The organism is Citrobacter sp. FP75 (genome assembly GCF_018342065.1).
Classification (GTDB): Bacteria; Pseudomonadota; Gammaproteobacteria; order Enterobacterales; family Enterobacteriaceae; genus Citrobacter.
Map to the genome: position 1 here is coordinate 100452 of NZ_JAFDOE010000001.1, position 25878 is coordinate 126329.

At 52.9% G+C, this 25878-nt stretch carries 22 protein-coding genes; 15 read left to right on the top strand and 7 right to left on the bottom strand.

Translation table 11 applies throughout. The features are described 5' to 3' along the window. Positions 1 to 19 precede the first annotated feature (19 nt). The 3 genes from cyoA to JQ822_RS00485 form a co-directional block, all read right to left on the bottom strand. Positions 20 to 967 (bottom strand): cytochrome o ubiquinol oxidase subunit II, encoded by a 948-nt coding sequence (gene cyoA, locus JQ822_RS00475; RefSeq protein WP_032942534.1) that lies wholly within the window; start codon positions 965 to 967, stop codon positions 20 to 22. A gap of 459 nt (positions 968 to 1426) precedes the next feature. Continuing rightward, on the bottom strand, positions 1427 to 2902 hold the full coding sequence (ampG, locus tag JQ822_RS00480; protein ID WP_213132945.1) for a muropeptide MFS transporter AmpG: 1476 nt from the start codon (positions 2900 to 2902) through the stop codon (positions 1427 to 1429). Positions 2903 to 2948: 46 nt separating this feature from the next. Next, positions 2949 to 3527 (bottom strand): lipoprotein, encoded by a 579-nt coding sequence (locus tag JQ822_RS00485; RefSeq protein WP_135322858.1) that lies wholly within the window; start codon positions 3525 to 3527, stop codon positions 2949 to 2951. Positions 3528 to 3833: 306 nt separating this feature from the next. On the opposite strand from JQ822_RS00485, the gene bolA reads away from it, so the two are divergent. The 9 genes from bolA to fadM all read left to right on the top strand — a co-directional run bounded on the left by bolA (position 3834) and on the right by fadM (position 14191). Continuing rightward, positions 3834 to 4151, top strand: coding sequence for a transcriptional regulator BolA (bolA, locus tag JQ822_RS00490; protein WP_213131822.1), 318 nt, complete (start codon positions 3834 to 3836; stop codon positions 4149 to 4151). Between the two features lie 346 nt (positions 4152 to 4497). Next, positions 4498 to 5796 carry a trigger factor gene (gene tig, locus JQ822_RS00495; protein WP_135322855.1) on the top strand — a complete coding sequence of 433 codons (1299 nt, stop codon included), beginning with the start codon at positions 4498 to 4500 and terminating at the stop codon, positions 5794 to 5796. A gap of 246 nt (positions 5797 to 6042) precedes the next feature. Then, positions 6043 to 6666, top strand: a complete 624-nt coding sequence (gene clpP / locus JQ822_RS00500) for an ATP-dependent Clp endopeptidase proteolytic subunit ClpP (protein WP_096758064.1) — start codon at positions 6043 to 6045, stop codon at positions 6664 to 6666. Positions 6667 to 6792: 126 nt separating this feature from the next. Next, complete coding sequence (gene clpX, locus JQ822_RS00505; RefSeq protein ID WP_096758063.1) at positions 6793 to 8067, top strand: ATP-dependent protease ATP-binding subunit ClpX; 1275 nt, start codon at positions 6793 to 6795, stop codon at positions 8065 to 8067. 184 nt (positions 8068 to 8251) lie between these two features. Continuing rightward, on the top strand, positions 8252 to 10606 hold the full coding sequence (lon, locus tag JQ822_RS00510) for an endopeptidase La (protein ID WP_016152052.1): 2355 nt from the start codon (positions 8252 to 8254) through the stop codon (positions 10604 to 10606). A gap of 190 nt (positions 10607 to 10796) precedes the next feature. Then, on the top strand, positions 10797 to 11087 hold the full coding sequence (hupB, locus tag JQ822_RS00515) for a nucleoid-associated protein HU-beta (RefSeq protein WP_219352570.1): 291 nt from the start codon (positions 10797 to 10799) through the stop codon (positions 11085 to 11087). A 203-nt stretch (positions 11088 to 11290) separates the two neighbouring features. Further along, the gene (ppiD, locus tag JQ822_RS00520; protein WP_213131823.1) at positions 11291 to 13165 is read left to right on the top strand and encodes a peptidylprolyl isomerase; all 1875 of its coding nucleotides are present in this window, start codon (positions 11291 to 11293) and stop codon (positions 13163 to 13165) included. 146 nt (positions 13166 to 13311) lie between these two features. Continuing rightward, complete coding sequence (locus JQ822_RS00525) at positions 13312 to 13686, top strand: helix-hairpin-helix domain-containing protein (protein WP_213131824.1); 375 nt, start codon at positions 13312 to 13314, stop codon at positions 13684 to 13686. Positions 13687 to 13792: 106 nt separating this feature from the next. Then, complete coding sequence (gene fadM, locus JQ822_RS00530; protein WP_016152055.1) at positions 13793 to 14191, top strand: long-chain acyl-CoA thioesterase FadM; 399 nt, start codon at positions 13793 to 13795, stop codon at positions 14189 to 14191. Positions 14192 to 14291: 100 nt separating this feature from the next. On the opposite strand, the gene queC is transcribed toward fadM, so the two are convergent. Continuing rightward, positions 14292 to 14987, bottom strand: a complete 696-nt coding sequence (gene queC, locus JQ822_RS00535) for a 7-cyano-7-deazaguanine synthase QueC (protein ID WP_135322852.1) — start codon at positions 14985 to 14987, stop codon at positions 14292 to 14294. Between the two features lie 64 nt (positions 14988 to 15051). Further along, entirely contained in the window at positions 15052 to 16752 is a 1701-nt protein-coding gene (locus JQ822_RS00540) for an SgrR family transcriptional regulator (RefSeq protein WP_213131825.1), read from the bottom strand. A gap of 227 nt (positions 16753 to 16979) precedes the next feature. Between JQ822_RS00540 and cof the strand changes: the two genes are divergently transcribed. Next, positions 16980 to 17798 (top strand): HMP-PP phosphatase, encoded by an 819-nt coding sequence (gene cof, locus JQ822_RS00545; RefSeq protein ID WP_213131826.1) that lies wholly within the window; start codon positions 16980 to 16982, stop codon positions 17796 to 17798. 51 nt (positions 17799 to 17849) lie between these two features. Here the strand turns inward: cof and JQ822_RS00550 are convergent, their stop codons facing one another. After that, positions 17850 to 18905 (bottom strand): PLP-dependent cysteine synthase family protein, encoded by a 1056-nt coding sequence (locus JQ822_RS00550; protein ID WP_213131827.1) that lies wholly within the window; start codon positions 18903 to 18905, stop codon positions 17850 to 17852. Positions 18906 to 19017: 112 nt separating this feature from the next. Here JQ822_RS00550 and decR point away from each other — a divergent pair, with 112 nt between their 5' ends. The 5 genes from decR (at position 19018) to amtB (ending at position 24923) form a co-directional block, all read left to right on the top strand. Beyond that, positions 19018 to 19476 (top strand): DNA-binding transcriptional regulator DecR, encoded by a 459-nt coding sequence (decR, locus tag JQ822_RS00555; RefSeq protein ID WP_164496612.1) that lies wholly within the window; start codon positions 19018 to 19020, stop codon positions 19474 to 19476. A 44-nt stretch (positions 19477 to 19520) separates the two neighbouring features. Beyond that, the gene (locus JQ822_RS00560) at positions 19521 to 21293 is read left to right on the top strand and encodes a SmdA family multidrug ABC transporter permease/ATP-binding protein (RefSeq protein WP_213131828.1); all 1773 of its coding nucleotides are present in this window, start codon (positions 19521 to 19523) and stop codon (positions 21291 to 21293) included. Then, positions 21286 to 23064, top strand: coding sequence for a SmdB family multidrug efflux ABC transporter permease/ATP-binding protein (locus JQ822_RS00565; protein WP_213131829.1), 1779 nt, complete (start codon positions 21286 to 21288; stop codon positions 23062 to 23064). Before JQ822_RS00560 ends, JQ822_RS00565 begins: the two co-directional genes overlap by 8 nt. A 202-nt stretch (positions 23065 to 23266) precedes the next feature. Next, positions 23267 to 23605 (top strand): P-II family nitrogen regulator, encoded by a 339-nt coding sequence (gene glnK / locus JQ822_RS00570; RefSeq protein WP_213131830.1) that lies wholly within the window; start codon positions 23267 to 23269, stop codon positions 23603 to 23605. Between the two features lie 31 nt (positions 23606 to 23636). Next, entirely contained in the window at positions 23637 to 24923 is a 1287-nt protein-coding gene (gene amtB / locus JQ822_RS00575) for an ammonium transporter AmtB (RefSeq protein WP_213131831.1), read from the top strand. 72 nt (positions 24924 to 24995) lie between these two features. Here the strand turns inward: amtB and tesB are convergent, their stop codons facing one another. Beyond that, positions 24996 to 25856: an acyl-CoA thioesterase II gene (tesB, locus tag JQ822_RS00580; RefSeq protein ID WP_213131832.1), complete on the bottom strand. Its 861-nt coding sequence runs from the start codon at positions 25854 to 25856 to the stop codon at positions 24996 to 24998. Between the last annotated feature and the right edge of the window lie 22 nt (positions 25857 to 25878).

The following is a 25878-nucleotide window of genomic DNA, read 5'->3' on the forward strand; positions in this document are numbered from 1 at the left end:
CGTATTCTTCCTCGGCCCCTTAGTGAGCGGATTCCGCGTGGCTCATGTCCATGCCTTCCATTCCTTCGTGTGCGCTGTGCTCACCTTCTGGTTGGGTCATGTCCATGCTCTTACCGTGAGCCATAAATTTGTTAATAACGTCTTTAAACAAATCTGGTTTCACGTTGGAGAAGTATTCCACCTGGTTGTATTCACTTGGCGCAGCCACTTTTTCGAACGCAGCCATGTCGCTCATGGTGTTCGTGGACTGTTTAGCTTTAGCAACCCATTGGTCGAATTCGGCGCGGTCCTTTGTTGCGATAGCCTTGAACTTCATGCCGGAGAAGCCTGGTCCGCTGTAGCTTGCGGAGATACCATCATAAGTACCGACTTCGTTGGCGATCAGATGCAGTCGAGTCTGCATACCGGCCATGGCATAAATCTGGCTACCCAGACGCGGGATGAAGAAAGAGTTCATCACGGAGTTGGACGTCACTTTGAATTCAACCGGAGTGTTCGCCGGGAAGGCGATTTCATTCACGGTAGCGATACCCTGTTCCGGATAGATGAAGAACCATTTCCAGTCCATGGAAACCACTTCGATGGTAATGGGCTTCTCGTCATGCGCCAGCGGTTTGCTTGGCTCAAGTGCGTGAGTGGTTTTCCAGGTCAGTACCGCAAGGAAAATGATGATTAAGATCGGCACCGTCCAGACCACAGCTTCCACTTTATTGGAGTGTGACCAGTTCGGGCTGTACTTCGCATCTTTATTGCTTGCACGGTACTTCCAGGCAAAACCAACAGCCATCAAGATGGCTGGAATAACGACAATCAACATCAGGCCAAATGCCGTCAGTATCAATGAACGTTGTTCCAGTCCAATCTGTCCTTTAGGGTCAAGCAGCGCAGAATTACAACCACTGAGTAACGCAGTGCCTGCAATTAATGACAACCATCCCAAACTTTTATTGTATTTCCTGAGTCTCATTTAACGACCTCAATTCCACGGGACCGGGTGGCGTTTAAAGTGTGAGGGCATTTTACGGGAAGGTTACATTACTGTAAACATCATTGGATCTGTGTTACCGGGTTCTGCCGTGCATGTCACATATGTTGCAATATACGTCGCATTGACTTTAAGAACCTGTTGCATCATCACGTTATAACGAAAGCCGGTGCGTGGGGGCAGCGTGGAGGGCAATTGGTATAACCAATGCGAAAATAAAACAATTGTTTAACAATTGATTATCAATGAAAAGACAATTAGAGAACAAAAAATAGAATGGTATTGGCTGAATCGAGTAAGGAAAATAGAATTTATAAAAAGCGTCAATAATTTCCAAAATCTATGGCGCACAAAACAACAAATAATATTTTTACTAATTGTTGTTTATTTAGCCGTTATAATTACGCAGGGTTATTACAACGGCTATATTAATGCGGATTTTTACGCCAGACGAGTTTTGCGCAGTGCCAGATAATCCAGTAGTCCACCGAATACCACACCGCAGACGGCGACCACGACCGCTACTTCAAGCAGTTCCGACAGGAAGGAGAAGTTAGTGTAATCAAGGGCGTTCATCGTCAGCAGTAACAGCCAGACTGCCAGCAAACAACAGCCTACCACCAGCGTCATTAATGCCAGATTGTACGCGCCGCGAAATTCTGTGCGTGGGATAAAGCTTTCGTTTTGCCAGCTATGCTCCAGCGTCTGGCGACAAACCAGCAGCAGAATAAGACCCGGGATCGCGGCAAAGACCGAGAACAGATAAAACGTAGGCCAGCCGTGCGCTTCGACAAACCAACCAGCCACCGGACCTACATAAACGCGTCCAACAGCCGAAAGCGCAGAAAGCAGGGCGAATTGCGTTGCGGAGAAGGATTTATTACACAGCGTCATCAACAGGGCGACAAATGCCGCGGTCCCCATACCACCGCACAGATTTTCGAAGAACACTGCCGCACCCATGCTGAACATATGTTTGTCGGTAATGGAGAGCAGCCAGTAACCCGCGTTCGATGCGCCCTGTAAAATGCCGAAAATCAGCAATGCGCGAAACAGCGACAGGCGCTGCATCAGGATCCCACCGTACAGTGCGCCAACAATCGTCGCCAGCAGTCCCAGCGTTTTATTGACCACGCCGACTTCACCGGCATCAAATCCGACACCGCGGATCAAAAACGTGGTGGTCAGGCTCATGGCGAAGGCATCGCCAAGCTTATACAGCACAATCAACAGCAGGATCAGCCAGGCGTTGTTACGGCCAAAGAAATCGCGCAGCGGGGCGGCAACCGCTTGTTCCAGCGTTTTAGGAACAGGAATAGCATCTGTGGGCTCGGGGGCTAACAGGGTGGCGATAATACACGGCACCAGCAGGGCCGCCATCAGCCAGTACATACCTTGCCAACCCAGCCAGCGATCGGCCATCCACAGGGCCAGTCCACCGGAAACCAGCATCCCTAAGCGGTAGCCGAGCACGCTGATGGCAGCGCCGGTTCCGCGTTCTTCGGCGGGTAAAACGTCCGTCTTCCAGGCGTCAAAGACGATATCCTGCGACGCCGAGCAAAAGGCGATGACCACGGCGAGTGCCGCCATCCAGCGCAGCTGCGTACCGGGCTCAAGAAAACCCATCGCGGCAATAGAAATAAGCAGCAAAATCTGCGTGGTTAGTAGCCAGCCGCGACGCCGACCTAAAAACGGCGGCGTGTAGCGGTCCATCACCGGGGACCAGAGAAACTTAAAGACGTAAGCCTGGCCAACCAGGGAAAAGAAACCAATGGTTTTAAGATCGATGTTCTCGACCGTCATCCACGCCTGGAGCGTACCGGAGGTCAGCGCGAGCGGTAACCCGGAAGCAAAACCCAACATCAGCAGAATCGCTGATTTTGGTTGCTGAAAAATGCGTAAGTAGTGATTGGGCATGGGCATTTACAGTTGACCCGGCGCAATGCCGGGTCAGGGGCTTAAATTAACGAGCGTTCTGCTTGATGAAATCGTGAATGCTGGTGTCCTGAGACATATCAGCGATGGTATCGGTCAGGACGCTGTTTACGGCATCAGCAATATTTTTGTTAGAGGCTTGCAGTGCGCCTTCAACAGAGTAGCTTGCACGGTAGTTTTTGGTCATTTTGCTGCCGTTAGCTGCGGTCGCAATAATAGCGATGTCTGCTTTAGTGGCGATGTTATAACGCACGCTACCCTGAGACACGTCAGCATACAGCTGGCTAACAATGATTTGCAGGTTAACTGCACCGTTCGGGCCAATCATATAACCACGCGCGGTCATCTGTTTTTCCAGCACTTCTTGCAGCAGGAAACGCAGATCGCGGGAAGCGGTCAGGGTAACCAGTTGGTTGTCGCGGGTCACTTTTGCCAGTGCCTGATCCTGACGCTGATCGGCCCCGTTAATGCTGACGGTCACGCCCATCAGACTTGGGTCCTGCTGCGGCAGGGTGATTTTTGGGGAAACGTCGATGGTGGTCGGTGGGGTTGCACATCCAGCCAACATAAACAGCGCGACTAACGGAAAGAGGATTTTTTTAAACATGCCAGGGGTCTCAGCGAATCTAAATTGTATGGTTAGAGAAAATTCCCGCCATCATAACATCGCCTACGATGAGGGGAAGTGGGTAACGCATGTAAATTCATCGCGTTGTCCGTTTATCTACTTTAGTGAGACTATAAATGGACTTTTTGCAATAACACGAACAGATGAACCAGTGAACTTCATTCGTTTGAATGAGAAAATCAGATAAACGCTAATTTTTTGTTGATAAGGTGTAATGGAAACGGTAAAAGCGGCTAGTATTTAAAGGGATGGGTGACATCTCAGCGTTGTCGGAGGAAAAATTTCATGATGATTCGTGAGCAAATAGAAGAAAAATTAAGGGCAGCGTTCCAACCCGTGTTCCTCGAAGTTGTGGATGAAAGCTATCGTCACAATGTTCCGGCAGGTTCTGAAAGCCACTTTAAGGTTGTGCTGGTCAGCGATCGCTTTACAGGTGAACGTTTTCTTAATCGTCATCGGATGATTTACAGTACGTTAACGGCGGAACTCTCCACAACCGTACATGCGCTTGCCCTGCATACCTACACCATTAAGGAGTGGGATGCGTTGCAGGATACGATTTTCGCATCGCCTCCTTGTCGTGGAGCGGGAAGCATCGCGTAGAAAAACGGATTTGCAACAACCGACGCTTTTCCAGTATGTTGCTACAGATTATGTGAAAACGGCCTGCGGGCCGTTTTGTTTTGTCTGAATTCTGAGTCAGGCGTACAGTATTCAGACAAAAATTAGCCGGGAATTGTGAAAAAAGCCGCAGCAACGCGCGATAACCGTTCTCGACTCATAAAAGTGATGCCGCTATAATGCGCGTCTTATTTTTCGGAATGTCTTCGGGATGATTCTGACGACAGGGAATGTGATTGATTATGAGAACATCCCGGTTCCGCGAAGCCAACAACCTGTGCTTGCGGAGAAGAGTTGACCGAGCACTGTGATTTTTTGAGGTAACAAGATGCAAGTTTCAGTTGAAACCACTCAAGGCCTTGGCCGCCGTGTAACGATTACTATCGCTGCTGACAGCATCGAGACCGCTGTGAAAAGCGAGCTGGTCAACGTAGCGAAGAAAGTGCGTATTGACGGCTTTCGCAAGGGAAAAGTACCGATGAATGTTGTTGCTCAGCGTTATGGCGCTTCTGTTCGCCAGGACGTTCTGGGCGACCTGATGAGCCGTCACTTCGTTGATGCAATCATCAAAGAAAAAATTAATCCGGCTGGCTCCCCGACCTACGTTCCGGGCGAATACAAGCTGGGTGAAGATTTCACCTACGCGGTAGAATTTGAAGTTTACCCGGAAGTTGAACTGACCGGTCTGGACGCAATCGAAGTTGAAAAACCGGTTGTTGAAGTCACCGACGCTGACGTTGACGTTATGCTGGATACCCTGCGCAAGCAGCAGGCTACCTGGAAAGACAAAGACGGCGCTGCTGATGCAGAAGACCGTGTCACCATCGACTTCACCGGGTCTGTAGACGGCGAAGAGTTCGAAGGCGGCAAAGCGTCTGACTTCGTACTGGCGATGGGCCAGGGTCGTATGATCCCGGGCTTCGAAGAAGGCGTTAAAGGTCACAAAGCTGGCGAAGAGTTCACTATCGAAGTGACCTTCCCGGAAGACTACCACGCTGAAAACCTGAAAGGTAAAGCGGCTAAATTCGTTATCAACCTGAAGAAAGTTGAAGAACGCGAACTGCCAGAACTGACTGAAGAATTCATCAAGCGTTTCGGCGTGGAAGATGGTTCTGTTGCCGGTCTGCGCGCTGAAGTGCGTAAAAACATGGAACGCGAGCTGAAAGGCGCCGTGCGTAACCGCGTTAAGTCTCAGGCGATCGAAGGTCTGGTAAAAGCGAACGACATCGACGTTCCTGTTGCGATGATCGACAACGAAATCGATGTTCTGCGTCGTCAGGCTGCACAGCGTTTCGGTGGCAACGAGAAACAAGCTCTGGAACTGCCGCGTGAACTGTTCGAAGAACAGGCTAAGCGTCGCGTCGTTGTTGGTCTGCTGCTGGGCGAAGTTATTCGTACCAACGAGCTGAAAGCTGATGAAGAACGCGTAAAAGGCCTGATCGAAGAGATGGCTTCTGCTTACGAAGATCCGAAAGAAGTTGTTGAATTCTACAGCAAAAACAAAGAGCTGATGGAAAACATGCGCAACGTCGCTCTGGAAGAGCAGGCTGTTGAAGCGGTTCTGGCGAAAGCGAAAGTGTCTGAAAAAGCCACTACCTTCAACGAACTGATGAACCAGCAGGCGTAATTCGGCGCGATTTAGCACGAAATTCGTACATAAGCCCGTCACCTTCCGGTGGCGGGTTTTTTTTTGTCACGCATTTTGCATGGGAAGAGTGCGAAAACACCGTTTCAGTGTTAGCGTTACAACAAAAGATTGTTATGCTTGAATTATGGCGATGTCGTACCCATTACAGAGGGACTAGCTGATAATCCGTCCATAAGGTTACAATCAGCACAGCAGGTTTTTTCAAATTTTATCCAGGAGACGGAAATGTCATACAGCGGCGAACGAGATAACTTTGCACCCCATATGGCGCTGGTGCCGATGGTCATTGAACAGACCTCGCGTGGCGAGCGCTCTTTTGATATCTATTCTCGTCTACTTAAGGAACGCGTCATTTTTCTGACAGGCCAGGTCGAAGACCATATGGCTAACCTGATCGTGGCGCAGATGCTGTTCCTGGAAGCGGAAAACCCGGAAAAAGATATCTACCTGTACATCAACTCACCGGGTGGGGTGATTACCGCAGGGATGTCTATTTATGACACCATGCAGTTTATTAAGCCGGACGTCAGCACCATTTGTATGGGTCAGGCGTGCTCAATGGGCGCGTTCTTGCTGACTGCAGGAGCAAAAGATAAACGTTTCTGCCTGCCTAATTCTCGCGTCATGATCCACCAGCCTCTGGGCGGTTACCAGGGCCAGGCAACGGATATTGAAATTCATGCCCGTGAAATTCTTAAAGTGAAAGGGCGCATGAATGAACTCATGGCGCATCATACGGGTCAATCGCTTGAGCAGATTGAACGTGATACCGAGCGCGATCGCTTCCTCTCTGCTTCTGAAGCAGTAGAGTACGGTCTGGTCGACTCGATTTTGACCCATCGTAATTGATGCCGAGGACGCAAGTGTGCCGCTATAATTACCAGGAGCGGCACAGCGCTGACAAGCGGCTTGCGCCTGAGAATGGCATTTGCGTCGTCGTGTGCGGCACAAAGAACAAAGAAGAGGTTTTGACCCATGACAGATAAACGCAAAGATGGCTCGGGCAAATTGTTGTACTGCTCTTTTTGCGGCAAAAGCCAGCATGAAGTGCGCAAGCTGATTGCCGGACCATCCGTGTATATCTGCGACGAATGTGTTGATTTATGTAACGACATCATTCGCGAAGAGATTAAGGAAGTAGCACCGCACCGTGAACGCAGTGCGCTGCCGACGCCACATGAAATTCGCAACCACCTGGACGATTACGTTATCGGCCAGGAGCAGGCGAAGAAAGTGCTGGCGGTCGCGGTATACAACCATTACAAACGTCTGCGCAACGGCGACACCAGCAATGGTGTCGAGTTGGGCAAAAGTAACATCCTGCTGATTGGCCCGACGGGTTCCGGTAAAACGCTGCTGGCTGAAACGCTGGCGCGCCTGCTGGACGTTCCGTTCACCATGGCCGACGCCACCACCCTGACCGAAGCGGGTTATGTGGGTGAGGACGTTGAAAATATCATTCAGAAATTGCTGCAGAAGTGCGATTACGACGTGCAAAAAGCGCAGCGCGGTATTGTCTATATCGATGAGATCGACAAGATCTCACGTAAATCAGACAACCCGTCCATTACGCGTGATGTTTCCGGCGAAGGTGTACAGCAAGCGCTGTTGAAACTGATCGAAGGTACGGTTGCCGCTGTTCCGCCGCAGGGGGGACGCAAACATCCGCAGCAGGAGTTCTTGCAGGTTGATACCTCTAAGATCCTGTTTATCTGTGGTGGCGCATTTGCCGGTCTGGATAAGGTGATTGCTAACCGTGTTGAAACTGGCTCCGGCATTGGTTTTGGCGCGACGGTAAAAGCCCAGTCTGATAAAGCCAGCGAAGGTGAACTGCTGTCGCAAGTTGAGCCGGAAGATCTGATCAAGTTTGGTCTGATCCCTGAGTTCATCGGTCGTCTGCCGGTGGTGGCTACGCTGACCGAGCTGAGCGAAGACGCACTGATCCAGATCCTGAAAGAGCCGAAAAACGCCCTGACCAAGCAGTATCAGGCGCTGTTCAATCTTGAAGGTGTGGATCTGGAATTCCGCGATGAAGCGCTGGATGCTATCGCCAAGAAAGCGATGGCGCGTAAAACCGGTGCGCGTGGTCTGCGTTCTATCGTAGAAGCCGCACTGCTCGACACTATGTACGATCTGCCTTCCATGGAAGATGTCGAAAAAGTGGTCATCGATGAGTCCGTTATTGGTGGTCAGAGCAAGCCATTACTGATTTACGGTAAGCCGGAAGCGCAGCAGGCATCTGGCGAATAATTAACCATTTCATACAATCGGTTAATCAAAAAGGGGGGATTTTATCTCCCCTTTTATTTTTCCGTAAACATGGCGTTGAATGTGTGGGAAACATCCCCATATACTGACATACATGTTAAAGGTGGTAAGAAGCACAGCTTTACCATCTAATTACCTGGCGGACACTAAACTAAGAGAGAGCTCTATGAATCCTGAGCGTTCTGAACGCATTGAAATCCCCGTATTGCCGTTGCGCGATGTGGTGGTTTATCCGCACATGGTCATACCCTTATTTGTAGGGCGGGAAAAATCTATCCGTTGTCTGGAAGCGGCCATGGACCATGATAAAAAAATCATGCTGGTCGCGCAGAAAGAAGCGTCAACGGATGAGCCGGGTGTAAACGATCTTTTCACCGTCGGGACCGTGGCCTCTATTTTGCAGATGCTGAAACTGCCTGACGGCACCGTAAAAGTGCTGGTCGAGGGGTTACAGCGCGCGCGTATTTCTGCGCTGTCTGATAACGGCGAGCATTTCTCTGCGAAAGCGGAGTACCTTGATTCGCCGGCCATTGATGAGCGCGAACAGGAAGTGCTGGTGCGTACCGCAATCAGCCAGTTCGAAGGCTACATCAAGCTGAACAAGAAAATCCCACCAGAAGTGCTGACGTCGCTTAATAGCATTGACGATCCTGCACGCCTGGCGGACACCATCGCTGCGCATATGCCGCTGAAGCTGGCGGATAAGCAGTCCGTGCTGGAGATGTCCGACGTTAACGAACGTCTGGAATATCTGATGGCGATGATGGAATCCGAAATCGATCTGCTGCAGGTTGAGAAACGCATTCGCAACCGCGTGAAAAAGCAGATGGAGAAGTCCCAGCGTGAGTACTATCTGAACGAGCAAATGAAAGCTATTCAGAAGGAACTCGGCGAGATGGACGACGCGCCGGATGAAAACGAAGCGCTGAAGCGTAAAATCGACGCGGCGAAAATGCCGAAAGAGGCAAAAGAGAAAGCGGAAGCAGAACTGCAGAAGCTGAAAATGATGTCTCCGATGTCGGCAGAAGCGACCGTGGTGCGTGGCTACATCGACTGGATGGTACAGGTGCCGTGGAACGCGCGTAGCAAGGTCAAAAAAGACCTGCGTCAGGCGCAGGAAATCCTCGATACTGACCATTATGGTCTGGAGCGCGTGAAAGATCGCATTCTTGAGTATCTTGCGGTCCAGAGCCGTGTGAACAAAATTAAGGGGCCGATCCTGTGCCTGGTGGGGCCGCCGGGGGTGGGTAAAACCTCTCTGGGGCAGTCCATCGCCAAAGCGACCGGACGTAAATACATCCGTATGGCGCTGGGCGGCGTACGTGACGAAGCGGAAATCCGTGGTCACCGCCGGACCTATATTGGTTCAATGCCTGGCAAACTGATCCAAAAAATGGCCAAAGTGGGTGTTAAAAACCCGCTGTTCCTGCTTGATGAGATCGACAAAATGTCTTCCGACATGCGCGGCGATCCGGCTTCAGCACTGCTTGAAGTGCTGGATCCAGAACAGAACGTGGCGTTCAGCGATCACTACCTGGAAGTGGACTACGATCTCAGCGACGTGATGTTTGTTGCGACGTCTAACTCCATGAACATTCCGGCGCCGTTGCTGGATCGTATGGAAGTGATCCGTCTGTCCGGTTATACCGAAGACGAGAAGCTGAACATTGCCAAGCGCCACCTGCTGCCGAAGCAGATTGAGCGTAATGCGCTGAAAAAAGGCGAGCTGACGGTTGACGATAGCGCCATTGTGGGCATTATTCGTTACTACACCCGTGAAGCGGGCGTGCGTAGTCTGGAACGTGAAATCTCCAAACTGTGCCGCAAAGCGGTTAAACAGTTGTTGCTTGATAAGTCACTGAAACATATTGAGATCAACGGCGATAACCTGCACGACTACCTGGGTGTACAGCGCTTTGACTATGGCCGTGCGGACAACGAAAACCGCGTGGGTCAGGTCACTGGTCTGGCATGGACTGAAGTAGGTGGCGATCTGCTGACCATTGAAACCGCCTGCGTACCGGGCAAAGGTAAGCTGACTTACACCGGTTCTCTGGGTGAAGTCATGCAGGAGTCCATTCAGGCTGCGCTGACCGTGGTGCGTGCGCGTGCGGAAAAACTGGGTATTAATCCAGATTTTTACGAAAAACGCGACATCCACGTTCACGTACCGGAAGGGGCGACGCCAAAAGACGGCCCGAGCGCGGGTATTGCCATGTGCACTGCGCTGGTTTCTTGTCTGACCGGTAATCCGGTTCGTGCGGATGTCGCCATGACTGGCGAAATTACCCTGCGTGGTCAGGTTCTGCCGATCGGTGGTTTGAAAGAAAAACTGCTGGCAGCACACCGTGGCGGCATCAAAACGGTCTTAATTCCTGATGAAAACAAACGTGACCTGGAAGAGATTCCGGACAACGTAATCGCCGATCTGGACATCCATCCGGTGAAACGCATTGAGGAAGTTTTGACTCTGGCGCTGCAAAACGAACCGTCTGGAATGCAGGTTGTGACGGCAAAATAGTGACCTCGCGCAAAGAGCACTAATAAATATAGGGCTGGCAGGCCATTTCGGACTTGCCAGCCTTTTTTTGTATAGCTAATTTAGATGACGGATTAGGCTTGCCATCATTAACGGGTGTTGTAAGGGCATGGCAGGCCTGATATAACTGCTGCGCGTTCGCACTTTGAAGGATTCCGGTGCGATATAAATTATAAAGAGGAAGAGAAGAGTGAATAAATCTCAACTGATCGACAAAATTGCTGCAGGGGCTGATATCTCTAAAGCTGCGGCTGGACGTGCGTTAGATGCAATTATTGCTTCTGTTACCGAATCCCTGAAAGAAGGTGATGACGTAGCGCTGGTAGGTTTTGGTACTTTTGCCGTTAAAGAGCGTGCTGCCCGTACTGGTCGCAACCCGCAAACTGGTAAAGAGATCACCATTGCTGCGGCTAAAGTACCGGGTTTCCGTGCAGGTAAAGCACTGAAAGACGCGGTAAACTAAGTGATTCCCCCTATGGGGATGTGACTAAGTACAAGGGCGCATCAACCGATGTGCCTTTTTTATTTGTGATTCCGGGACTTTCTACGTGTTGTGGGCTGACAATTGCCCCTGTTTCTTGTCACAATAGACCTTTCCGCGCAGCGTTCAGGAAACGCTATGCTGCGTGAGGTATACAGTCACCTACAGCGGAGTGTGGTTACACCATGATGGACAGCTTACGCACGGCTGCTAACAGTCTCGTGCTCAAGATTATTTTCGGTATCATTATCGTGTCGTTCATTTTGACCGGCGTGAGTGGTTACCTGATTGGCGGAAGCAACAACTACGCCGCAAAAGTGAATGGCCAGGAAATTAGCCGTGGGCAGTTTGAGAATGCGTTTAACAGCGAACGTAATCGCATGCAGCAACAGCTGGGCGATCAGTTCTCTGAGCTGGCGGCGAATGAAGGCTATATGAAAACGCTGCGCCAGCAGGTGCTGAATCGTCTGGTAGACGAAGCGCTGCTGGACCAATACTCTCGCGAGTTGAAACTCAGCATCAGCGATGAGCAGGTAAAAGAGGCTATCTTCTCAACGCCTGCTTTCCAGGTTGACGGTAAATTTGATAACAACCGCTATAACGCGATTGTTAATCAGATGGGGATGACTGCGGACCAGTACGCTCAGGCACTGCGTAATCAGCTCACTACTCAGCAACTGATCAACGGCGTTGCCGGGACTGACTTCATGCTGAAAGGTGAAACGGACGAGCTGGCTGCGCTGGTCGCACAGCAGCGTGTTGTGCGTGAAGCGACTATCGACGTTAACGCGCTTGCCGCGAAGCAGTCTGTTACCGAGCAGGAAGTTGCCAGCTACTACGAGCAAAATAAAAACCACTTTATGATGCCGGAGCAATTCCGTGTGAGCTATATCAAGCTGGATGCTGCAACTATGCAGGAAACGGCCAGCGATGCGGATATTCAGTCTTATTATGACCAGCATCAGGATCAGTTCACTCAGCCGCAGCGTAACCGCTACAGCATCATCCAGACCAAAACGGAAGATGAAGCCAAAGCGGTGCTGGATGCGCTGAACAAAGGCGGCGATTTTGCTGCCCTGGCGAAGGAAAAATCCGCCGACATTATCTCTGCCCGTAACGGCGGTGATATGGGATGGCTGGAAGAATCCACCACGCCAGAAGAACTTAAGAATGCGGGTCTGAAAGAAAAAGGCCAGCTGTCAGGCGTAATCAAATCTTCTGTGGGTTTCCTCGTGGCACGTCTGGATGATGTCAAGCCGGCGCAGGTTAAACCGCTGAGCGAAGCGCGTGACGAGATTGCAGCGAAAGTGAAGCAGGAAAAAGCGCTGGACGCATACTATGCGCTGCAGCAGAAAGTCAGCGATGCAGCCAGCAACGATAACGAATCCCTCGCGGGGGCGGAGCAGGCTGCGGGTATGAAAGCAGTTGAAACGGGCTGGTTTAGCCGTGACAGTCTGCCGGAAGAGCTGAATTTCAAACCTGTTTCAGACGCCATTTTCAATGGCGGTCTGGTTGGCGAGAACGGTACGCCTGGCAGTAACTCTGACATCATCACCGTGGATGGCGATCGCGCGTTTGTTCTGCGCATTGCAGAGCACAAAGCCGAGGCTGTTAAGCCGCTGGCTGAGGTGAAAGAGCAGGTTACTGCGCTTGTTAAGCACAATAAAGCCGAGCAGCAGGCGAAGCTTGATGCCGACAAACTGCTGGCTGAGCTGAAAGCCGGTAAGGGCAATGACGCAATGAAAGCGGCGGGTCTGAGCTTTGGTGAAGCGAAAACCCTGAGCCGTACCGGTCAGGATCCGCTAAGCCAGGCGGCGTTTGGCCTGCCTCTACCTGCGAAGGACAAACCGAGCTACGGCGTGGCAAACGACATGCAGGGCAACGTCGTTCTGCTGGCGCTGGACGAGGTGAAAGCCGGTTCTATGCCTGAAGCGCAGAAGAAAGCAATGGTTCAGGGGATCACCCAGAACAACGCTCAGATTGTCTTCGAAGCACTGATGAGCAACCTGCGAAAAGCGGCAAAAATTAAAATCGGTGATGCGCTGGAACAGCAGCAATAATCGAGACGCTTCGCAAAAAATTGCAAAAAGTTGTATACACCAAAGGCCGCTTTCGCGGCCTTTTCCATTTCTGAACTTTGCCATTTGTCTGCCGTTCTACACCCCGTTATCGTGATTCCACTGTTAACAAACAAGGAGCAAACAGTATGAAACATGGAATCAAAGCACTGCTTATCACCCTTTCTCTAACCTGTGCAGGCATGAGCCAAAGCGCACTGGCCGCCGAACCTGTCGCCAAAAACCAGGCGGTCCAGACCAGGGTAGACAGCTCTGGCGCAGCACAAAGCAAAGCGACGCCACCGGCGAAAGCGAGCGATGAAGAAGGCACCAGGGTAAGCATCAATACCGCTTCAGCGGAGGATTTAGCGCGAGCTATGAACGGTGTCGGACTGAAGAAGGCGCAGGCGATAGTCAGTTATCGGGAGGAGTACGGACCATTTAAAACCGTCGATGACTTAAAGCAGGTACCGGGAATGGGCAGCTCGCTGGTAGAGCGTAATTTGGCAGTTTTAACACTTTAATAACTTGCAGAGCGCTGAAAGTTTGCCAGAATAGAGAGGTCATACCAGTTATGGCCTCTCTACCCTGAAGTCTATTCCTATAAAAACAAACGAAGGTTCCTGCGCTATGCAAACACAAATCAAAGTCCGTGGTTTTCATCTTGATGTCTATCAGCACGTTAACAATGCCCGCTATCTTGAGTTTCTGGAAGAAGCACGATGGGATGGCCTGGAAAATAGTGACAGCTTTCAATGGATGACCGCGCACAACATCGCCTTTGTGGTCGTTAACATCAATATTAACTACCGCCGTCCTGCTGTGCTGAGCGATCTACTGACCATTACCAGCCAGGTGCAACAGCTAAATGGCAAAAGCGGCGTATTAAACCAAACCATCACACTGGAACCGGAAGGGCAGGTCGTTGCTGATGCGCTGATTACTTTCGTCTGTATTGATTTGAAAACGCAAAAAGCGCTGCCGTTGGAAGGGGAGTTACGCGAAAAACTGGAACAGATGGTGAAGTAAGGCAAGATTGCCTGATGGTGCTTCGCGTACCAGGCCTACGGGCATGTCTTTTGTTGGCCGGATAAGGTGCAAGCACTGTCATCCGGCACAACGCATCAAATCACTTTAACCCGGTTTTCTGCTTCATGGCTGCCATAACCGCCGGTTTATCCGCCAGATAATGGTTCAGACCGTTGGCGCGTAGGTTACAGGCTGCACACTGGCCGCAACCGTCGCCCTTGATGCCGTTATAGCAGGTCAGCGTCTCTTCACGAACCAGGTCCAGCTTGCCCCAGTAGTCGGCCAGCGCCCAGGTTTCGGCTTTATCGATCCACATCAGAGGGGTTTCAAAGCGGATATCTTTTGCCATACCCAGATTAACGGCATGATTCAGCGCTTTGACAAACTCATCGCGACAGTCCGGATAACCAGAGAAATCGGTCTCGCAAACGCCGGTAATGACAGCTTCAGCTTTTACCTGATACGCGTAAATCGCGGCCAGTGTTAAGAACAGAATATTACGCCCGGGTACAAAGGTGTTGGGAATGCCGTTAGCGTCTGGTTCGTAATCCGGTACCGGAATGTTATCGCGAGTCAGGCTGCTGACCGCCAGTTCGCTAAGCAGCGTGACATCAAGAACCTTGTGCGCACGCGCGCCCAGTTTTAAGGCCAGGTCACGTGCGACATCAATCTCAGCGCGATGGCGCTGACCATAATCAAAGGTCACGCAGTGGACTTCATCATACTGATGTAGCGCCTGCGCCAGACAGGTGGTGGAGTCCTGACCTCCACTAAATACAACAACGGCACGTTTCATGGCTTTTCCTGACAAATAACGAAAACCCTATGGTAGCGCCTGGGCTTGGCGTCGACCAGCTTCTTCACGACGAAGGTGGTGGCAACCAGGCTTCGGTGAACTCAAACCAGCCTCTGGGATTAAGTCGCACGCCGTATACGCCCGGCGGGGCGCTAATGCGGTAATGGTAATTAAATAGCGGCGTCAGCGTTGCGTCATTCATCAGGCTGGCGAAAACCTGCTGTAACGCCGCGTGACGATGGTCCTCATCAGCCTGGATTTGCAGCGCATCCAGCGTGGCCTGCAGATGAGAGAATGCCGGGGCATCCAGAACATGCGGCCAGAGCTGATCGCAGCGTAACCACTGTTCAAGCGTATATTCTGGTGCCTCGCCAATCAGCCTGTCACCCATCATCAGATCGGCCTGAGCCAGAGGATGGTCGCCGTCCCAGTTCTTGGCATTGTGAAAAATCAGCGTTAACTCGCAGCCGAGCTTCGCCAGTGCCTGACGAAGCTGCTCAGCCATGACGTGCAGTTCTACCGGCAGGTGATAGGCTAGCGTCAGTTTTTCCGGCAGAGCCACGTCATCCAGATCATCCCATTGCGGAATGGTCCACCCTGGTAGCAGCGCATTGCTTGGCGTGATTAGGTTTTCATCTACTTCAAGCGTTTGTAGCAGGGAAGAACGGTGGATAATATTGACCAGCCGGCGGGCTTGCTGCGTATTCAGGCGCGCGCTTTTTCTGAGCGTGAGATAGCAAAACCCAAGGCTGATTCCGCTACTGACCTGGCTTAGCATAGGCAGTTCTTCAGGTTTACCAATCGCAATTTGCACCGGATGGCGGCAGCTGGTACCCAGATCCTGGTCGAAAAGCTGTGGCGTTATCCAGAATTCAATGGCTTTCAGCAGGGGGTGGTTAAGGTGATAGTAGTCGTGGCTCTCAATGCGTACCAGGTCAGGTGTAAACAGCGTTAGCCGAAACGGACCGGTGCCGACGAGCGGCTGTTGTGGGTGTGCCAGATGACTGCTGTAGCTTGCCAGACGATGCGCCAGCCAGAAGTCAGGTCGATGCAAAATAAACGTCAGGCACTGAGGATGTGTCACTTCAATACGCTTCACGCTGATAAACAACTTATTGAGCGCGGGCAGGTCCAGCAGCGATTGCAGGCGTTGATGTAGCTGCGTGGTGCTGAGCGCGTCGCCGTTATGCCAGTGCAGAGTGGAGCGAATATAGAAATCCCAGCGCAGTCCGTCGGCGGAAATATCCCAGCGGTGAGCCAAATCGCCGCAGGGGCGTTGGGTCTTACTGTCAAAGTGGGTCAGCCCGGAGAATATCTGCCCGGCCAGATGCTGCTCGGCGCGACCGGGGAGAAAGCCGGGGCGAAGCGGATCAAGCGGGCGATAATAGGGAATACGCAGGGTTGGCGTATCGTTTTGCCACTGGCCGCCCATAAACGGCTGTAGCAGCGTTTTTAACTCTCCGGGGGCCAGCTGCGCCAGTTCCAGCACGCTAAGCTGTTCTCCTTTTTGCAGTGCCTGCTCCATCATCGTGTTGCGCAGTGAATCGGGTGTCACCAAAAAGCGCAGCTGTCCCCGTTTTCCCCGTCCTGAGCGTGCTTCCCATACCAGCCAGCCAGCCTCCTGCGCTTGTTTTAGCAGGGTACGCACGTGGCGCTCGCTACAAAAACAGCGTTCAGCCAGTTCGCCGACGGTGGCCGATTGCGGTTCTCCGTTCGAGGGCTGCCACAGGCGTTGGTACTGATTCAGGCGATTTAACAGACGCATTTACTCTTCATCCTTCAGGCTGCCTCGTTGTTGGCTGCGTTTATTCACCCCAGTCACATACTGGGATGTATGCTCCAGGGGATTCATTCACTTGCCGCCTCGATGCATCTCGAATGATTTTGTGTAATGAAACCCGGAACAATTTGTTTTATCTATTCACTATTACTTCCGTATATCTCAGGTGATACTGAACCACAAGTTAACCGCGTCACAGTGTGGAGAAAGAAATGGCTCGTCTGGCTGCATTTGATATGGATGGCACCCTGTTGATGCCGAATCACCATTTAGGTGATGAAACGCTCTCTACCCTGGCGCGCCTGCGTGAACGCGACATCACGCTGACGTTTGCCACCGGCCGCCATGTGCTGGAGATGCGTCATATTCTGGGCACCATCTCGCTGGACGCGTTTTTGATAACGGGCAACGGCACGCGTATTCACTCGCTGGAGGGCGATGTGCTGCATCGTCAGGATCTGGATCCCGCAGTGGCTGATATCGTGTTACACCAGAAGTGGGATACCAAGGCCAGCATGCATGTCTTTAATGACAATGGTTGGTTCACCGGCCAGGAGATCCCGTCGATCCTTAAGGCGCATGTGTACAGCGGATTTCGCTACCAGATAGTGGATGTGAAACGTATCCCCGCGCATCAGGTGACGAAGATCTGTTTCTGCGGCGATCATGATTCCCTGATCCGCTTGCGTATTCAATTGAATGAGGCACTGGGCGAGCAGGCAAATCTCTGTTTCTCCGCCGTGGATTGCCTCGAAGTACTGCCGCTGGGCTGTAACAAAGGTTCTGCGCTGGCGGTATTGAGCGATCACTTAGGTTATTCAATGGCCGAGTGTATGGCATTTGGTGACGCAATGAACGATCGTGAAATGTTGGGTAGCGTAGGGCGCGGCTTAATTATGGGTAATGCTATGCCGCAACTGATTGCCGAGCTGCCTCATTTATCGGTGATTGGGCATTGCCGCAATCAGGCGGTGTCACACTTTTTGACGCATTGGCTGGACAATCCGCATCTACCTTATTCCCCCGAATGAGAGATCCCTTCCAGCAAGCCAGACGTTAAGGTCTGGCTTTTTTTTGTCCGCTTAACGGACGTTCAGGAGTTTAGCAAGTTCTGCATTCCACGGTGTCAAATCACCGATATGCGTCTCGACCCACTGCGGGTTGTAGTAGGTCTCCAGATAGCGTTCGCCGCTGTCGCACAGCAGGGTCACCAGCGAGCCCGTTTCTCCGGCATCACGCATGCGGGAGGCTAGTTGCAGCGTACCCCACATATTGGTCCCGGTAGAGGCGCCAACCTTGCGACCTAACTGCGTTTCCAGCCAGTGCGCGGTGGCCACGCTTGCGGCATCCGGCACGCGCAGCATTTCATCAACCACGTCAGGAATGAAAGACGGCTCGACGCGCGGGCGACCGATACCTTCGATTTTACTGCCTACCGGACTGCGTAATGTGGCGTCACGTTCCTGCCAGTACGGCAGAAAAACGGAGTTTTCCGGATCAACCACCATCAACTGCGTGTCATAACCCTGACAGCGGATGTAGCGCCCAATGGTGGCTGACGTGCCGCCGGTTCCGGCGCTCATCACAATATGGCGGGGAACGGGATTTGGCTCGCATGACATCTGGCGGAAAATACTGTCGGCAATATTGTTGTTGCCCCGCCAGTCGGTGGCGCGCTCGGCGTAAGTGAACTGGTCCATGTAATGCCCGTTGAGCTCACGTGCCAGTTGTTCTGAGGCGGCATATATTTCGCAGGCGCTTTCCACAAAATGGCAGCGACCGCCGTAAAACTCAATCTGCTCAACTTTGCGTTTTGCCGTGCAGGACGGCATGACGGCGATAAATGGCAACCCCAGCAGGCGAGCGAAATAGGCTTCAGAAACTGCGGTGGAGCCGGAAGACGACTCAATAATGGTGGTGCCCTCTTTTATCCAGCCGTTGCACAGTCCGTACAGGAACAGTGAACGCGCCAGTCGATGCTTCAGGCTACCGGTCGGGTGTGTACTTTCATCTTTCAGGTACAGTTGAATACCCGGAAACGCCGGAAGTGACAGGCGGATAAGATGGGTGTCTGCGGAGCGTTGATAATCCGCGTTGATTTCATTGATGGCGTTTTTAACCCAGGTGCTATTCATCATTAATATCCATTTGTCATTTTGTGCCCAGATTAGCGAAAAGCACGGAAAAAATTGTTGCCATTTAGCCTTTAAAATAGAATGTAGGGAGAAAATTCTTCTCTGTGGAGTGGATATGTTAGACAAAATTGACCGCAAGCTGCTCAGCTTGCTGCAACAGGATTGCACCCTTTCTTTGCAGGCGCTCGCGGATGCCGTTAATCTGACAACCACCCCCTGCTGGAAACGACTCAAGCGACTTGAGGACGACGGTGTTCTGCTTGGCAAAGTCGCGCTGCTGGATCCCGAAAAGCTGGGGCTGGGTTTAACCGCCTTTGTGCTGATCAAAACGCAGCATCACAGCAGTGAATGGTACTGTCGCTTTGTTACCGAAGTGACCGGGATGCCTGAGGTACTGGGATTCTGGCGCATGGCCGGGGAGTATGACTATCTGATGCGGGTTCAGGTCGCCGACATGAAACGCTACGATGACTTCTACAAGCGGCTGGTGAACAGCGTGCCGGGGCTGTCGGACGTCACCTCAAGCTTTGCGATGGAACAGATTAAATACACAACTGCTCTACCTATTGAATAATTCTCCCGGCGTTCATTGCCGGAAATCATGTCAGGACATAACGCGTGCGATTATTTGCTCAATTAAGCTGGTACTTCCGCCGGGAGTGGCGCCGCTACCTCGGGGCTGTGGCCTTGCTTATCATCATCGCTATCCTTCAGCTTATCCCGCCTAAAGTGGTCGGCATTATTGTGGATGGCGTGACGGCCCAGCGCTTCACTACCGAACGGCTGTTGATGTGGGTCGGCACGATCGCCCTGATTGCGGTCGTCGTCTATTTGTTGCGCTACGTCTGGCGCGTGCTGCTGTTTGGTGCATCCTACCAGCTGGCGGTTGAGCTGCGTGAAGATTACTACCGCCAGCTAAGTCGCCAACATCCAGAGTTTTATCTGCGTCATCGCACCGGCGATTTAATGGCGCGCGCCACTAACGATGTTGACCGGGTGGTGTTTGCCGCCGGGGAAGGCGTGCTGACGCTGGTGGACTCGCTGGTGATGGGCTGCGCTGTGCTTATCGTGATGTCTACGCAAATCAGCTGGCAGCTGACGCTGTTTGCTCTGCTGCCGATGCCGGTGATGGCGTTGATGATCAAACGTTACGGCGATCGGCTTCATAACCGCTTTAAGCTGGCGCAGGCGGCGTTCTCCAGCCTTAACGATCGTACCCAGGAGAGCCTGACCAGCATTCGCATGATTAAAGCCTTTGGCCTGGAGGACCGGCAGTCGGCATTATTTGCTGCAGATGCCAAAGATACCGGCAAGAAAAATATGCGCGTCGCGCTTATTGATGCCCGTTTTGACCCCACCATTTATATCGCCATTGGTATGGCGAACCTGCTGGCGATTGGCGGCGGCAGTTGGATGGTGGTTCACGGTTCGCTGACGCTCGGTCAGTTGACCAGTTTTATGATGTATCTCGGGCTGATGATTTGGCCGATGCTGGCGCTGGCGTGGATGTTTAACATCGTCGAACGCGGCAGCGCCGCTTACAGTCGTATCCGCGCCATGCTCGCTGAAGCCCCCGTGGTTAATGATGGCACGGAACCGGTGCCGGAAGGTCGTGGGGAGCTGGCGGTAGCGATTCGCCAATTCAGCTACCCGTTGATGGCGCACCCAACGCTGGAAAACGTCAACTTCCAGCTCAAACCCGGACAGATGCTGGGTATCTGCGGGCCGACCGGCGCGGGGAAAAGTACCATTCTGTCGCTGATCCAGCGCCACTTTGATATCACCCAGGGCGACGTGCGCTTCCATGATATTCCGCTGACGCGCTTGCAGCTTGATAGCTGGCGCAGTCGGCTGGCGGTTGTGAGCCAGACGCCGTTCCTGTTTTCGGATACGGTCGCCAACAATATTGCGCTTGGACGTCCGCAGGCTACGCAGCAGGAAATCGAACATGTGGCGCGGCTCGCCAGCGTACATGAGGATATTTTACGCCTTCCGCAAGGCTACGACACCGAAGTGGGTGAGCGTGGCGTGATGCTCTCGGGTGGGCAAAAACAACGAATTTCTATTGCTCGCGCGCTGCTGCTTAATGCGGAGATTCTGATTCTGGACGATGCGCTGTCGGCAGTCGATGGTCGTACTGAGCACCAGATTTTGCACAATTTGCGCCAGTGGGGCGAGGGAAGAACGGTCATTATCAGCGCCCACCGTTTGTCGGCGCTGACGGAAGCCAGCGAGATTATCGTCATGCAGCACGGGCATATTGCTCAGCGTGGCGAGCATGACACGCTGGTTCAGCAACCCGGCTGGTATCGTGATATGTATCGCTATCAGCAACTGGAAGCGGCGCTGTCTGACGCCCCGGCACTAAATGAGGAGGCGGCTAATGCGTAGTTTTGGGCAATTATGGCCGACCCTGAAAAGGCTGCTGCGGTATGGCTCACCGTGGCGAAAACCGCTGGCTATCGCGGTGGTGATGCTGTGGGTGGCGGCGGCGGCAGAAGTCAGCGGCCCGCTGTTGATAAGCTATTTTATCGATAACATGGTGGCGAAAAATAATCTGCCGCTGGCGATGGTGGCCGGTCTGGTCGCGGCATATATCGGCCTGCAACTGCTGGCGGCAGGCTTGCACTACGCGCAGTCGCTGTTGTTTAACCAGGCAGCAGTCGGCGTGGTGCAACAACTGCGTACGGATGTCATGGACGCCGCGCTGCGCCAGCCGCTAAGCGAATTTGACACCCAGCCCGTCGGGCAGCTTATCTCTCGCGTAACCAACGATACTGAAGTCATTCGCGACCTGTACGTGACGGTCGTGGCAACGGTGCTGCGCAGTGCGGCATTAATTGGTGCCATGCTGGTGGCAATGTTCAGTCTGGAATGGCGCATGGCGCTGGTGGCGATGGCCATATTCCCCGCGGTGATGGTGGTGATGATAATTTATCAGCGCTACAGCACGCCGATTGTGCGTCGCGTTCGCGCTTATCTGGCCGATATCAACGATGGCTTCAACGAAGTCATTAACGGTATGAGCGTAATCCAACAGTTCCGTCAGCAGGCGCGCTTTGGGGAACGCATGGGCGAGGCCAGCCGTTCGCACTACATGGCACGTATGCAGACCCTGCGGCTGGACGGTTTTTTACTGCGTCCGTTGCTGAGCCTGTTTTCCGCTCTGATCCTCTGCGGGCTGCTGATGTTGTTCAGCGTGACTTCTGGAACCTCCATCGAGGTTGGGGTGCTGTATGCGTTTATCAGCTATCTTGGGCGTCTGAACGAGCCGCTGATTGAGCTGACGACACAACAATCCATGTTGCAGCAGGCGGTTGTCGCCGGTGAACGTGTTTTCGAACTGATGGATGGGCCGCGCCAGCATTACGGTGACGATGACCAACCGCTGAAGAGTGGCAACATCGAGGTTGATAACGTGTCATTTGCTTATCGCGATGACAATCTGGTGTTGCAAAATATCAGTCTGTCCGTGCCTTCGCGCAGTTTTGTGGCGTTGGTCGGGCATACCGGCAGCGGCAAGAGTACGCTCGCCAGCCTGATGATGGGCTACTATCCGCTGACGCAAGGGGAGATCCGTCTTGACGGGCGACCGCTCTCCTCGCTGAGCCATCGCGTCTTGCGTCAGGGGGTGGCGATGGTGCAGCAGGACCCGGTGGTGATGGCGGATACCTTCCTGGCAAACGTTACGTTGGGCCGCGATATTTCTGAGGAACGGGTGTGGCAGGCGTTGGAGACCGTTCAACTTGCTGAGCTGGCGCGCGGCCTGAGTGACGGTATTCATACCCGACTCGGCGAGCAGGGTAATAATTTGTCCGTGGGGCAGAAACAGCTGCTGGCGCTGGCGCGGGTTCTGGTCGAAACGCCGCAGGTGCTGATTCTGGATGAAGCCACCGCCAGTATTGACTCCGGTACGGAGCAGGCCATTCAGCAGGCGTTGGCGGCAGTGCGCGAACACACCACGCTGGTGGTGATTGCCCATCGGCTTTCTACGATTGTGGAAGCAGACACCATTCTGGTGCTGCACCGGGGGCAGGCCGTCGAGCGCGGTACGCATCAACAATTACTGGCGGCGCAAGGGCGTTACTGGCAAATGTATCAGCTGCAGCTGGCGGGTGAAGAGCTGGCGGCTAGTGCACATGAGGATTCAATTATCGCCTGATATCGCTGCTCCGACACGATAATCAACAATCTGGTGCAAAAATGTAACGCACTATGCACCGTCATAGTGCGTTTTTTCTTTTTCCGCTCTGCCCGCGCCCTGCGAGCCTGAATCATCCCGCGTTTTTCATTCCTGGCACACCCCTTGCAATATTCATCCTGTGTATCTGCAGCCACTACTGAATTCTGACTGGAGGGGATCTATGAAGCTGGTTACCGTGGTAATCAAACCGTTCAAACTGGAAGACGTCCGCGAAGCACTGTCGTCTATTGGTATTCAGGGGTTGACCGTCACCGAAGTGAAGGGCTTTGGACGACAGAAAGGCCATGCTGAGCTGTACCGGGGGGCCGAATACAGTGTCAATTTTTTACCGAAGGTGAAGATTGATGTGGCGATTGCCGACGATCAGCTTGATGAAGTGATAGATATCATCAGCAAGTCGGCCTACACCGGAAAAATTGGCGACGGCAAAATTTTCGTCGCCGAGCTGCAACGTGTGATTCGCATTCGTACCGGTGAAGCCGACGAAGCCGCACTGTAACTTTTGGCACACAGTGATAGGAAACCAAAAAATGAAGATAGCAACGATGAAAACGGGTATCGCTTCACTGACGCTGCTGCCTGGGCTGGCGATGGCAGCGCCGGCCGTCGCGGACAAGGCCGATAACGCCTTTATGATGATATGCACCGCGCTGGTATTGTTTATGACCATTCCAGGCATTGCGTTGTTTTACGGCGGTTTGATTCGCGGCAAGAACGTCCTGTCGATGCTGACGCAGGTCACGGTGACGTTCGCCCTGGTATGCATTTTATGGGTGGTTTACGGCTACTCGCTGGCCTTTGGCGAGGGGAATAGCTTCTTCGGCAACTTCAACTGGGTGATGCTGAAAAGCATTGCGCTGACGGCGGTCACAGGGAGCTTCTACCAGTATATTCACGTTGCGTTCCAGGGCTCGTTTGCCTGCATCACCGTTGGGCTTATCGTTGGTGCGCTGGCTGAACGTATTCGCTTTTCTGCGGTACTCATTTTTGTGGTGGTATGGCTGACGCTGTCTTACATTCCGATTGCGCATATGGTCTGGGGCGGCGGTCTGCTGGCTTCCCATGGCGCGCTGGATTTTGCGGGCGGGACGGTGGTGCATATCAACGCGGCGATCGCCGGGCTGGTTGGAGCTTATCTGATTGGCAAACGCGTCGGTTTTGGCAAAGAAGCCTTTAAACCACATAACCTGCCGATGGTCTTTACCGGTACTGCCGTTCTCTACATCGGCTGGTTTGGCTTTAACGCCGGCTCTGCGGGCACGGCTAACGAAATCGCCGCGCTGGCCTTCGTAAATACCGTAGTGGCGACCGCGGCTGCCATTCTCGGTTGGATCTTTGGTGAGTGGGCGCTGCGTGGCAAACCATCGTTACTGGGCGCGTGTTCTGGTGCCATCGCGGGTCTGGTTGGCGTGACGCCTGCCTGTGGTTACATTGGTGTCGGCGGCGCGTTGATCATCGGCGCAATCGCCGGTCTGGCAGGTCTGTGGGGCGTGACGATGCTGAAACGTTTTCTACGCGTTGATGACCCGTGCGATGTGTTCGGCGTGCACGGCGTTTGCGGCATTGTCGGCTGTATCCTGACCGGGGTGTTCGCCGCCAGTTCTCTGGGAGGCGTGGGCTTTGCTGAGGGCGTGACCATGGGGCATCAGCTTTTGGTACAGCTGGAAAGCGTGGCGATTACCATTGTCTGGTCCGGCGTGGTGGCCTTCATCGGCTACAAGCTGGCGGATATGACGGTAGGGCTGCGTGTACCGGAAGAGCAGGAGCGCGAAGGGCTGGATGTGAACAGCCACGGTGAAAATGCCTATAACGCCTGATTCTCAAATTGCCGGATGGCGCTAAACGCTTATCCGGCCTACGACGATTTAGTCTGTAGGCCGGATAAGACATCAATTGCGATTGCGCATTACCCCTTCTTGCACCGTAGAGGCAACCAGCACGCCGTCCTGCGTATAAAACTCCCCGCGTACAAAGCCTCGGGCACCGGATGCTGAAGTGCTCTCGACGTTATACAACAACCACTCATTGATATTGAACGGGCGATGGAACCACATCGAATGGTCAATAGTCGCTATCTGAATTCCTTTCTCCAGAAAACCAATGCCGTACGGCTGTAGCGCCACGGGCAGGAAGTTCAGGTCAGAGGCGTAGCCGAGCAAATACTGATGCACGCGCAGATCGTTCTGCACCGTACCGTTGGCGCGGATCCACACCTGGCGAGTTGGGTCCGCGACGTGACCTTTGAGCGGGTTATGAAACTCCACCGGACGCACTTCCAGCGGGCGGTCATTGATAAATTTCTCTTTCAACAGCGGCGGCAGCAGATGCGCTACCGAGCGGGCAATTTCCGTTTCTGATTTCAGCGCTTCAGGTCCCGGCGCTTGCGGCATGGTTTTCTGATGTTCAAAACCCTCCTCCGGTGCCTGAAAAGAGGCGGTCATGTAGAAAATGGGTTTGCCATTTTGGATAGCGGCAATGCGGCGAGCGCTGAAACTGTTACCATCGCGCAAAACTTCGACATCGTAGATTATCGGTTTTTGGCTATCGCCGGGGCGTAAAAAGTAACTGTGAAAGGAGTGCACCAGGCGTTCTTCTGGCACGGTTTCTTTAGCGGCATACAGTGCCTGACCGACGACCTGTCCCCCAAAAACCTGACGTAACCCTAAGTCTTCACTTTGGCCGCGAAAAAGCCCTTCTTCAATTTTTTCCAAATTCAACAATGTCAGCAAATTTTTCAGTGCCAGACTCATACGTGCTCTCCAGGTGATATCG

Coding starts and splice junctions, on each gene's coding strand:
- JQ822_RS00540 (WP_213131825.1), bottom strand. CDS start 16,752: ATGCGTCTGTTAAATCGCCTGAATCAGTACCAACGCCTGTGGCAGCCC.
- JQ822_RS00565 (WP_213131829.1), top strand. CDS start 21,286: ATGCGTAGTTTTGGGCAATTATGGCCGACCCTGAAAAGGCTGCTGCGG.
- clpX (WP_096758063.1), top strand. CDS start 6,793: ATGACAGATAAACGCAAAGATGGCTCGGGCAAATTGTTGTACTGCTCT.
- clpP (WP_096758064.1), top strand. CDS start 6,043: ATGTCATACAGCGGCGAACGAGATAACTTTGCACCCCATATGGCGCTG.
- JQ822_RS00525 (WP_213131824.1), top strand. CDS start 13,312: ATGAAACATGGAATCAAAGCACTGCTTATCACCCTTTCTCTAACCTGT.
- tig (WP_135322855.1), top strand. CDS start 4,498: ATGCAAGTTTCAGTTGAAACCACTCAAGGCCTTGGCCGCCGTGTAACG.
- tesB (WP_213131832.1), bottom strand. CDS start 25,856: ATGAGTCTGGCACTGAAAAATTTGCTGACATTGTTGAATTTGGAAAAA.
- bolA (WP_213131822.1), top strand. CDS start 3,834: ATGATGATTCGTGAGCAAATAGAAGAAAAATTAAGGGCAGCGTTCCAA.
- JQ822_RS00550 (WP_213131827.1), bottom strand. CDS start 18,905: ATGATGAATAGCACCTGGGTTAAAAACGCCATCAATGAAATCAACGCG.
- JQ822_RS00485 (WP_135322858.1), bottom strand. CDS start 3,527: ATGTTTAAAAAAATCCTCTTTCCGTTAGTCGCGCTGTTTATGTTGGCT.
- queC (WP_135322852.1), bottom strand. CDS start 14,987: ATGAAACGTGCCGTTGTTGTATTTAGTGGAGGTCAGGACTCCACCACC.
- cyoA (WP_032942534.1), bottom strand. CDS start 967: ATGAGACTCAGGAAATACAATAAAAGTTTGGGATGGTTGTCATTAATT.
- lon (WP_016152052.1), top strand. CDS start 8,252: ATGAATCCTGAGCGTTCTGAACGCATTGAAATCCCCGTATTGCCGTTG.
- fadM (WP_016152055.1), top strand. CDS start 13,793: ATGCAAACACAAATCAAAGTCCGTGGTTTTCATCTTGATGTCTATCAG.
- glnK (WP_213131830.1), top strand. CDS start 23,267: ATGAAGCTGGTTACCGTGGTAATCAAACCGTTCAAACTGGAAGACGTC.
- ppiD (WP_213131823.1), top strand. CDS start 11,291: ATGATGGACAGCTTACGCACGGCTGCTAACAGTCTCGTGCTCAAGATT.
- decR (WP_164496612.1), top strand. CDS start 19,018: ATGTTAGACAAAATTGACCGCAAGCTGCTCAGCTTGCTGCAACAGGAT.
- ampG (WP_213132945.1), bottom strand. CDS start 2,902: ATGCCCAATCACTACTTACGCATTTTTCAGCAACCAAAATCAGCGATT.
- cof (WP_213131826.1), top strand. CDS start 16,980: ATGGCTCGTCTGGCTGCATTTGATATGGATGGCACCCTGTTGATGCCG.
- amtB (WP_213131831.1), top strand. CDS start 23,637: ATGAAGATAGCAACGATGAAAACGGGTATCGCTTCACTGACGCTGCTG.